This is a genomic window from Bradyrhizobium sp. (genome assembly GCF_035570375.1).
GTDB lineage: Bacteria > Pseudomonadota > Alphaproteobacteria > Rhizobiales > Xanthobacteraceae > Bradyrhizobium.
In genome coordinates, this window is record NZ_DATMLW010000110.1 from 1 (window position 1) to 9,710 (window position 9,710).

10 protein-coding genes are annotated in these 9,710 nt (G+C 62.0%); 3 read left to right on the forward strand and 7 right to left on the reverse strand.

The features are described from left to right. From VNX23_RS11485 to VNX23_RS11515, 7 genes are all read right to left on the reverse strand, one after another. Window positions 1-957 (reverse strand): beta-ketoacyl synthase N-terminal-like domain-containing protein (locus VNX23_RS11485; protein WP_325630083.1); only part of this gene is annotated, 957 nt, incomplete at its 3' end. Then, entirely contained in the window at window positions 954-2,441 is a 1,488-nt protein-coding gene (locus VNX23_RS11490) for an AMP-binding protein (RefSeq protein ID WP_325630084.1), read from the reverse strand. The genes VNX23_RS11490 and VNX23_RS11485, both read right to left, overlap by 4 nt. Next, entirely contained in the window at window positions 2,438-2,992 is a 555-nt protein-coding gene (locus tag VNX23_RS11495; RefSeq protein ID WP_325630086.1) for a biotin transporter BioY, read from the reverse strand. The genes VNX23_RS11490 and VNX23_RS11495 overlap by 4 nt, the downstream gene beginning before the upstream one ends. A gap of 11 nt (window positions 2,993-3,003) precedes the next feature. Further along, on the reverse strand, window positions 3,004-3,615 hold the full coding sequence (locus tag VNX23_RS11500) for an energy-coupling factor transporter transmembrane protein EcfT (protein WP_325630088.1): 612 nt from the start codon (window positions 3,613-3,615) through the stop codon (window positions 3,004-3,006). After that, window positions 3,612-4,412: an ABC transporter ATP-binding protein gene (locus VNX23_RS11505; RefSeq protein WP_325630090.1), complete on the reverse strand. Its 801-nt coding sequence runs from the start codon at window positions 4,410-4,412 to the stop codon at window positions 3,612-3,614. The genes VNX23_RS11500 and VNX23_RS11505 overlap by 4 nt, the downstream gene beginning before the upstream one ends. 282 nt (window positions 4,413-4,694) lie before the next feature. Continuing rightward, entirely contained in the window at window positions 4,695-5,336 is a 642-nt protein-coding gene (locus VNX23_RS11510) for a hypothetical protein (RefSeq protein WP_325630092.1), read from the reverse strand. A gap of 539 nt (window positions 5,337-5,875) precedes the next feature. Beyond that, window positions 5,876-6,448: an ERF family protein gene (locus tag VNX23_RS11515; protein ID WP_325630094.1), complete on the reverse strand. Its 573-nt coding sequence runs from the start codon at window positions 6,446-6,448 to the stop codon at window positions 5,876-5,878. A 295-nt stretch (window positions 6,449-6,743) separates the two neighbouring features. On the opposite strand from VNX23_RS11515, the gene VNX23_RS11520 reads away from it, so the two are divergent. The 3 genes from VNX23_RS11520 to VNX23_RS11530 form a co-directional block, all read left to right on the forward strand. Further along, window positions 6,744-7,688, forward strand: a complete 945-nt coding sequence (locus tag VNX23_RS11520; RefSeq protein ID WP_325630096.1) for a metallophosphoesterase family protein — start codon at window positions 6,744-6,746, stop codon at window positions 7,686-7,688. A gap of 295 nt (window positions 7,689-7,983) precedes the next feature. Beyond that, the gene (locus VNX23_RS11525; protein WP_325630098.1) at window positions 7,984-8,946 is read left to right on the forward strand and encodes a substrate-binding domain-containing protein; all 963 of its coding nucleotides are present in this window, start codon (window positions 7,984-7,986) and stop codon (window positions 8,944-8,946) included. A gap of 287 nt (window positions 8,947-9,233) precedes the next feature. Beyond that, window positions 9,234-9,710 (forward strand): metallophosphoesterase family protein (locus VNX23_RS11530; protein ID WP_325630100.1); only part of this gene is annotated, 477 nt, incomplete at its 3' end.

Below are 9,710 nucleotides of genomic sequence, written 5' to 3' on the forward strand. Positions count from 1 at the left end.
GACCGGATCGAGCTCGAGCGCGGCAATGCAGACCATGGCCTGAACAGCGAACGCCTCCATGATTTCGGCGACCGAAACAGAGGATACGGACAATCCCGCATGACGCAAAACCGCTCGCGCCGCCTCGATCGGCGCTAGCCCGGGACGTTCGGGATCGCCACCCGCCCGCCTACCGCCGGCGATGCGGACGATGCGGGCCGGAGGACGGATGGCCGCCAGCGCCCGCTCAGACACCAGCAGCACGGCAGCAGCCGCATCGGCCTCGACCGCGATGGTTGCCGCGGTCACACCGTGGGTCGAACTTCCCGCGAGAACGGGAAGGCGCGCGCAGAGGCCGGCGGTGAGGCGGCGGGCAAAAGGGTCCCCCCTATGTCCGCAGACAGAGACAAATTCCGGCGCCGCTGCGCCGCGCGCCGACGCCTTGCGATGGCTCTCGATCGCGAACGCCTCTTGGGCGCCGCGGGTGATGTCCCACTCCGCAGCGAGGGTCGCGGCGGCGGGGATCATCTCCGGATCCCGTTCCGGCCACGGCGTGAACGGCGGCCTCTCGTATGGTTGCACGACCTCATCGGGAAGGAGCGGACGGCGGGAGCGGATCGGAGCGCGGCTGAAGCTTTCGACGCCACCTGCGACGATCGCATCGGCCTCTCCGGCCTTGATGCGGGCCGCAGCCAGCAGGATCGCATCGAGGCCGGCACAACATTGCGTGTCGATCGTACTTGCCGGCACTTCAGCGGGTATCCCTGCCTTCAGCGCCGCCACGCGTGCAGGGTTGCCGCCGCCATAGAGCGCGTTGCCCAGTATCACCTCGTCGATCTCTGACGATGAAAGGCCGGCGTCGTCGAGCACCGCTCGAACGGATGCTTCAGCCAAGTCGACAGCCTCGACCTTGGCGAAGATGCCCCCACGGGGTACGACCGCCGTGCGGCGCGCGGCGGCGATGAACACTGCGCTCATGGCAGCCTCCGCGCGATCGCGCCCGCGATCCAGACCTGGCGCAGCGCGTCAAAGTCGGTTTTCCCGGAGCGCGTCCGCGGCCAGTCCGGCAAGCCCGCATAGACGCGCGGCACCTTGTAGAGCGGCAACGCGTCTCGCAGGTACGCGATGAGATCCGCGGCGGTCACGGCGGCATCCGCTGGTATATGCACGAGCGCGACCAGCCGCTCGCCACGACTAGAGTCGGGGGTGCCGAGCACGGCCGCGGCCGCCACCGCGGGATGGCACTCGAGCACCCGTTCGATCTCCTCGGGGTAAACGTTCTTGCCGGACGTCACGATCTTCCGGCTGGCCCGGCCGACCAGATGTAGGAAACCCTGGGGATCGAGAAAACCGATGTCACCGACCGAGATCGCGTCGCCGTGGCGTAGCAGGTCGGATGCATCTCCGCAGGCGTAGTTCATGAACAGAAACGGACTCTCGACGAACACATAGCCCGTCCTTTCGGCCGCCAGGGATCGCCCGGCCCGATCCCGGATCGTTACCACCGCTCCGGAGAAGGCGCGGCCGACCGACGTTTCGGGACCGCTTTCGTCGGCTTTCGCAACCGTCATGAAGCTCGTCTCCGATGCACCATAGAACTCGGCAAACCGAGCATTGGGAAACAAGCGCCGCAACGGCTCACGCTCGCCGGCGGGCCACTTGGCTCCCGATGACAGAATCCAGCGTAGAGAAGCGAGCGCAGCTTTGCCGGCTGCTTTGATCGTCAGCTGCAACTGGGTCGGCACGCCATACAGCACCGTGACGCCTTCGCCTTCGATCAAGCGCACGACGGCGTCAGGCCTGAACCGCCGGCAGAGAATGACGCGGGCGCCGGCATTGAGCCCATGGACCAGTGCATAGAGGAACAGCGAGTGGGTCAGCGTTCCCGGCGCGAGGATCACATCGTCCCGTGTGATTCCGAATTCCAGCGCGTCATGGCGAAAGCTGTCGGTCCACGACCGGTGATGGCGGCGATAGCCTTTGGGCAGGCCTGTCGATCCGGAGGTAAAACCCACGTAAAACGGCGTCAGGGCGTCCGGCTCCGACTTTGGGACCGCATCGGTTGAGGCGCCCAGCGCCGGCGCAATCTGCGCGAAGGGCAGCAGGGGATCTGCAAGAACGATCGCCTGGTTTCCGGCGAAGCGCGCGTCGAAACTGACCACCAGGGCAGACGATAGCTGTGCCAGGATTGCCCCAGTCATCTCGACTGGCCAATCCGGGTCGAGCACCAGCGCTTCCCGCCCCGCGCGCGCGACGGAGAGGAACAGCAGCGCGAGCGCAGGACTGGTCGGCAGATGAAGCGCGACGCCACCGCCTTCAGGGGTTGCACAGGCAATGAAACCGGCCAGCCGGTTGATTTCGCGGTCGAGATTCCGCCAGGATACCCGCTGATCCTCGAATACCAACGCATCGCGGTCCGGCGTCCGCGCTGCGTGATGCGACAGCGCCGCCGTGATGCTCACGTGCGATGCCCGAGCGCGGCCGGATAGGCCTGCTCAGCGGCCTTGGCCAGGAAGGCCGCGGCAACCGCCTTCATCAGATCACCCGGCAGGAACACCGCAGTGGCCAGCATTGCCTGGAGCGCACCCATGTGTGCCACAATCACGAGACCAACGATGCCGCAGCCATAGACAACGAGGATTCCGCCGGCAATCGCGGCCATGAGCGCGGCGGCAACCACCGGCGCTTTGGCAAGGCGCTGCATGACGACGCCGGTGACAAACGCGCCCGGGACCCAGCCCAGGAGGAATCCGGCGGAGGGCGCGAAGAAGACCCCGAGCCCGCCTCGGCCACCCGCCAGGAGCGGTGCACCGAGCGCCACGACGAAAAGTAGCAGCAGCACGGCAAGCGCACCCCGACGCGGACCGAGCACGATGCCGGCGAGCATCACGCCGAGCGTCTGCGCGGTGATCGGCACCCCGCCGGCTACGGGAAGTTGGAAGGTCGGCAGCAGGCCCAGCACCGCGATCATGGCGGCGAAGAGCGAGATTCGGGCGACGGCGCGAGAGTCCATGCACGTGATCCTTATGGTTGGCGACCCGCGCGGCCATAGCCGCGCGCATCCAGGGCTTCAGCGACCTGATCGGCGAGACGCAGCGTCTCGATCAGAAACAGGACGACGATCCGAAGCGGAACGCGCCGCCGCGACCGCGCCCGCCACGCCTCCTCGCGAGCGCGCCAGTTGGCCAGCAACACGGGGATGAAGCGTAGCACCAGCGCGACCGAAAGCGTGATTTTCCGAGAGTTGACACCCAGCGGACGAAGCAAACGAAATAGCGGCTCGACGGCGTCCATCAGCGCGGACATCGTAGTCGTCATTGTGACCAGATCGGCGACGAGCACCATGAGCAGAAGCCGCAGCACCACACTGGCGCCGTCTTTCCACTGGGTGGAGAGGCCCTGCAAACCACCGATGATGACCAGCAGTGGAACGATCGGCTTCAACACGCAGAGCCGCCGCACGGCGTCGCGGCCCAACGTTCCATAGATTCCGGTCACGACAGCCAGCCAAAGCGCGAGAAGTCGCCAGTCCTGAACCGGCAGAAGCGCAACGCTCATGCCCGCGACCATCAGGAGCTTGAGACCCGCCGGCAGCCGATGGAGCCACGTCGTGCGGGAAAGGTAGCCGCCCATCATGCCGCGCCGCTCTCCAGCATGGACGCGCCCTGTGCGCTGGCATGCGCACGATAGTCCGGAAGCACCTCAGAAGGCATCCCGTCGGCCTTCACCTGTCCGTTCTCCAACCAGATCACCCGATCGAAATCGTGCAACAAGTCGAGGTCATGGCTCGCCATTACGATCTGCTGCGGCAACCGCGCAAGCCTCGCCGACAGCGACAGCCGTGTCGGTAGGTCGAGACTGGAGAAAGGCTCGTCGAGTAGCAATATCGTTGGCTCCGTGGCAAGGATTGCCAGAATGCAGACGAGCTGCTTCTGCCCCTCCGACAACTCGTGGATCGCGCGATCAATCCAGCCGGCACAGCCTTGTCTGGCCAGCAGATCCTCGGCTCCGCGTCTGGCCACCGCCGCGGTTTCACCGCGCTCAATCAAGCCGAAGGCGATTTCTTCGCCGACCGTCGGGAAGATGATTTGATGGTCCGGATTCTGGAACACGAATCCGACATCGGCGTGCAGTTCCCTACGCGCCTGTTTTGTGCAACGACCGTTGACGATCACCTCGCCTCGTTCCGGCAACAGCAGGCCGTTGGCGAGGCGCAAGAGCGTGCTCTTGCCCGACCCGTTGTCGCCGACGAGGCCAACGCGCTGCTCCCGTAGATCGAGCGACAAGGCGTCGAAAATCCGGCGGCCGCCTCGACTGAGGTGAACACGATCGAAAGCGAGCCCGAAAGATGATATGGCGCGGAACTGCTCAACCGATTTGTTCCGCTGAACGCCCGGGCTGCGCTTCGAACGCGAAATGTCGATGAATCCCATAGCTGTCGGCCTCTCTAAACTTGGAAACTAGATCGCAGACGCGGAAGCACGGTACCAGTAGCCCGTGCTTCCGAAAACTCCATGCGGGTGCCCTAATGACAGAATCGCTTGGCTTGCTGGCTCGGTACCTCTCGCTTGGCTAAGTCGCGCCTTCAATTTCCAAATGCGAATGACCGTTGTAGGCAATCATCCGACGGAATGACAGCGCTGTCCCCCGGCGATACCGTTAGTTTTGCTGGGCCTCTGCCTCTCCCCACGGCGCGCCCAAGAGGTTGGTAGGGATCAACGCAATCTTAGTCTTTGCCATGGCTTGCGCTGGTCTAGGCAGCGCAGTGTGAACAGGATCTGACAAGCTTGGCGCCAGAGCGTGGCCTCATAACGGCTCAGCCGATCGAGCGGGTAAGTTGGCAGGTTGGACAGGCGGATAAAGGAGCGTGTGAGGTCGTCCGGTTGATCAGCGGCGTCTGCGGTGGAAGGCTGGCCAGCCTCCAGACTGCCGGTTGGCTCGTCCTCATTGTGCCGCATGTCGACATCGGTCGCCACCGTATCTCGATACATGCTGTCAATCATATTCTGCCGCATTCGATGAGCGCGGCGGCTTTGGCGAAACAGCAGCAGGTGCTGGGCCTGGATCTTGAACAGCCCGCTCTCAATGGCGGTCGCGCGACGCAGCCGCCATAACAAGCTCGCCAGTCTGAGCACCAGTTCTCTCTCGACCGCCGATTGCGCGTCATAGTCGGCCGTAATCGCCATTTCGAAGGCCGCGTAGTCTTCGGCATCTTCCAGCGCATCGATCACGGTTTCTGCGGTGAGCCCATGACGAACCGCATTTTGCCGCGACCTTGTTTTGCCCTCTTCGGTGACAGGTCCCGTACTGAGCTGCGCGTTGCGGCGGTTGGCCTCGATTTGCCGGAAGGATGTCATTCGGCCTCCGGCCGAAGAATTGGCTTCGTTTCGTCAATTTGAGACCAGCCCGCAGCGCAGGCTGAGCTCTTTCGCCATCGATGTCTATTGCGGCCGAAGCGAACCCATGAGTCTTGGCCCAAAGGCTGGCCGCAACGAGTAACGGATCGATCGCCTGCTTTTCCCACCAGGCACGCTCATTGCCCTTCCGGTGCAGTTCACGGTGCAGTCGGCAGATTGGGACGGTGAAGCGGTCGCTGACCTTCCGCCCCATCGCCCGCTGTTCGGCAAACTTGATGTGGTGCGGATCCGATGGAGTTCGGCCGCAGATAACAAGGCTGAGAGGCCACGAACTTCAGATGCTCGCGGTCGCGCTCGCGCACGGGCTTGCAGATGACACTGACCGTCTGTTCGCCAGCATCGATTTCGAATGACGGGTTACCATAACCATTCTCTTTCTGATCTTTCGGTGCAGCGGATTGAAGGTTGTCAAAGTCGGCTCAGCTTGGCACTGAAGGCCTGCTCGAGGGCCTGGGCATCTGCCGTTGAGAGCTGGTTTTTCAGGGCAGGGCCTGCTGCGCCCAGCTGGCAAGAACTTCTGAACTTTTCAGCTGCTCAATTTCTGATAACAACCGACGACGTAGCTCATCCGAGGCATCAGCCGACAAAGTCGGTGGCCTGGACCTTTCTGAACGGACCCGCCTTTGAGGGGTCTGCAAATATGGACCTGCAGCTCCGTTGTCCGGACTTGCCGATGCGTCTTGTGAGGCGGAGGGCCCAGTTGGCGGCACAAGGTCCGGCGCGTCGAGATCATCCTCGCCGGCAATGCCGACCAGGGTGAACAGGGCATAGCGGCGGGCGTAGGTGAGGGCAGCGCCTAACCGATGGGGCGCGGCTGTCTCGCTGACCGGGCAGACCGGCCAGTCCGACGAGATCCATTCTCCGGACGCGTGGATAAGGGTGGTGGTGAGTCTGATCAGCTTGGTGTCCTGGTCGATTGCCGTGGCCTGGACGGTTGCGATCCCGTGCTGACCTAAGCACTTGCGAACAAGATTAAGCCCGGAGGACAACGGCGCGTAGTGAAAGGTCCGGCTACCTTCGCGCGGGAACGGTGAGACAATTGTCGCGGTCAAAGATTTCTTTGGATTCGCTATCTCGGCCTGGGCCTTGGCGAGCGCTGCCGCCAGTGCCCCTAATCAAAGCGCGTCACTGAGCAAAGCCGGACGCGGAGCACCGGTCAGAGACCGGTAGCTTGGGGTCGCAAGTTGAAATCGTTGCAACGCATCTTGCAGATTGATTCGGGTGCTTCACGTGGAGAGCACGAGCACATCACCTATTCGTGTATCGCGCCAAGGAATATTTCTTCCGCATCCTCAGTCCGGTGTTTTGTCTGGTTGAACGCTGGTCAAAACAAAAATGAGGAAACGTATGTCACACAGTAAGGACAATCACGAAGATGGTGTCAGCCGCCGTCATGCCCTCGAATGCATGCTCTGGGCCGGCACTGGCGTTTTGTGGACAGTGAGCGGCGGTATTCCGCGATCCAGCCTGATCGGATCGGCGCAGGCAGCCGAAGGTAACGGCTTCACCTTCCTGCAGATTTCCGACAGTCACGTCGGCTTTGACAAAGCGGCCAATCCGAATGCGCTTGGCACGCTCCAAGAGGCCATCGCCAAGATCAAGGCGCTTCCCAACAAGCCGGCCTTCATGCTGCATACCGGCGACATCACCCATTTGTCGAAACCGAAGGAATTCGACGACGCCGCGCAAGTCATCGGCAGTTCGGGGCTCGAGACGCACTACGTGCCAGGCGAGCACGACAACCTCGATGAGGTTCCCCTCAAATCCTACCTCGAGCGTTACGGCAAGAACACCAAGGGCACCGGCTGGTATTCCTTTAATCAGAACGGTGTGCATTTCATCGGTCTCAACAATGTGATGAACCTCGAGGCCGGCGGCATGGGCAAGCTCGGACCTGAACAACTGGCGTGGCTTGCCGATGATGTGAAGGGTCTTTCCGCTTCCACGCCGATCGTCGTCTTCGCCCACATTCCGTTATGGACGGTCTCCAAGGATTGGGGTTGGGGTACGGAGGATTCAGAGAAAGCGCTATCGATGTTGAAGCGCTTCGGCTCGGTGACGGTGCTCAACGGGCACATTCATCAGTTGATGCAAAAGGTTGAAGGCAGCGTCAATTTCCACACCGCGAGGTCCACGGCGTTTCCTCAGCCAGCGCCGGGTACGGCCCCTGCGCCGACGCCTCTGGTCGTTCCGGCAGAAAAATTGCGCTCGGTGCTTGGCATCAGAACCGTCGTCTACACGCAGGGCAAGGAGTTGCTCGCCGTCACCGATCAACCCCTTGCGGCGGTCTGAATAGACTCCGCACGACTGGCATTTCGATTCTTCATTATCGCCCTGCTGCAAAGAATCTTTCTGTCAGTGGCGCGGCGGCGTGTCACCGGAGCCTGATCCTTCACCGATCTCCCTGGCGAAGGTTCGGGCCTCGGTGATACGGCGCAGCCTATGCAAAGCACGCGGGCGTAAGGCCGGAAGCGAGTTTTTCGAAGTTGGCATGACGCGGGTTTGACAAAGCCGCGCCTGCGCAACGTGAGAACCCACGATTGCCTGTTCAACATAAGGGCGCTGAGCCCAAATCAGGAGGAAGAGGATGAGAAAGATAGTGCTTGTTGCCAGCATGCTTGCCGGTATAGCGCTTTGGACACCAGCCTTCGCGCAGACAAAGTCGACGATTCCTGTGATCGTAAAGGATTTGAACTCGCCTTACTGGCAGGCTGTCCTCGCCGGCGCCCGCAAGGCGGGCGCGGAGCTCGGCGTCAATGTCGTAGGCCTCGGCGCGCAGTCCGAATCCGACGTGAACGGTCAGATTGGCGTGCTCGAAAAAACGGTGGAAACCGACCCGGCGGCAATCGTGATCGCACCGGCGCAATTTGCCGCCCTCGGAAAGCCGATCGATGAGGCGGCCAAAAAAACCAAGGTGATCGGCATCGACTCATCTGCTGACACCAAAGCGATGACCTCACTGCTTGCGATCGACAGCTTGAGAGCGGGCGGCATCGCAGCCGACACTCTCGTTACCGCCATCCAGAAAACGTATGCCGATGCGGAAGGCGACGTCGTGATCATCACTTCCACTTCCGGGGTTCCCTCGCTCGATCAGCGTGCCAAGGGCTTCAAGGACGCGGTCGCCGCGAAATATGGTGCGATTAATGTCGCTGCCGAAAAGGCCGCCGACGGCAAGCCCGCAGCAGCCATCGGAATCATGAAGGAGTTTATTGCCAGTATGGAGGACCTGCGCGGGGTGTTCGTCTCGGATCCGGTCATGACGCAGGCGGTGGGCCAGGCCGTGGCCGAAAAGACGACGAAGGACAAGATCCACATCATCGGTTTTGGATCGGACGAAAAGCTCGTCAAATTCCTGCAGGACAATGTGATTACCGGGCTGATCGTCGAGGACCCGTTTCGCATGGGTTATGATGGTGTCAAGACGGCATTCGCCGCCGCGAAGGGCGAGAAGGTGCCGGCCAATATCGAAACAGAGGCGACCCTGATCACGAAGGCGAATTTGACTTCTGCGCGTGCGCAGGAACTGCTCAAGCCCAACGTCAAATAATCGTCGGGAACAGGTCTGGAGCGGGATGGCGCGCAACCAAGCCATCCTGCTCTCGTAATTGCTGAGTTCGCTCTCCTTTTCGTCGGCGGCACTCGCTTGCCCCAGGGCTCAGGTCGATGCCGTACACCACTGGGCACCTCTTCCCGCCGTCGCGCTTTCAATTTTCGCATTTGGCTGATCAGAAAAATCGCGCCGCTGGAATAAAGCGGAAGGTGACGGAGTCTTCCGTGTACGGCGCAATCCAGCGCCATTTGGGGTTCGATCGGCCCCATAGGGAGAACTATGACATGGGTAAAAGAGGCCTTGACGAGAAGGGGTTGGGCCGCCGCGAAGTGCTCGAATGCATGCTTTGGGCGGGAACCGGCGTCCTCTGGACTGTCAGCGGGGGTATTCCCCATTCCGTGGGTTTGATCGGTGAGGCGGCGGCCGCAGAGCCGACCGGATTCACCTTCCTGCAAATGAGCGACAGCCACATCGGCTTCGACAAGGCGGCCAATCCGGATGCGCTGGGCACGCTGCGCGAGGCGGTCGCCAGGGTGAAGGCAATGCCGGCCAAGCCGTCCTTCATCATTCACACCGGCGACATCACCCATCTTTCCAAGCCGGCCGAGTTCGATAACGCTGACAAGGTATTCAGTGAGACCGGCGTTCCGATCCACTGGGTTCCCGGCGAGCACGACATCATCGACGAAGAGCGCGGCAAGGCCTATCTCGAGCGTTACGGCAAGGGATCGAAGGGCGCGGGCTGGTATTCTTTCGACGAT

Coding starts and splice junctions, on each gene's coding strand:
- VNX23_RS11495 (WP_325630086.1), bottom strand. CDS start 2,992: ATGGACTCTCGCGCCGTCGCCCGAATCTCGCTCTTCGCCGCCATGATC.
- VNX23_RS11500 (WP_325630088.1), bottom strand. CDS start 3,615: ATGATGGGCGGCTACCTTTCCCGCACGACGTGGCTCCATCGGCTGCCG.
- VNX23_RS11505 (WP_325630090.1), bottom strand. CDS start 4,412: ATGGGATTCATCGACATTTCGCGTTCGAAGCGCAGCCCGGGCGTTCAG.
- VNX23_RS11510 (WP_325630092.1), bottom strand. CDS start 5,336: ATGACATCCTTCCGGCAAATCGAGGCCAACCGCCGCAACGCGCAGCTC.
- VNX23_RS11520 (WP_325630096.1), top strand. CDS start 6,744: ATGTCACACAGTAAGGACAATCACGAAGATGGTGTCAGCCGCCGTCAT.
- VNX23_RS11525 (WP_325630098.1), top strand. CDS start 7,984: ATGAGAAAGATAGTGCTTGTTGCCAGCATGCTTGCCGGTATAGCGCTT.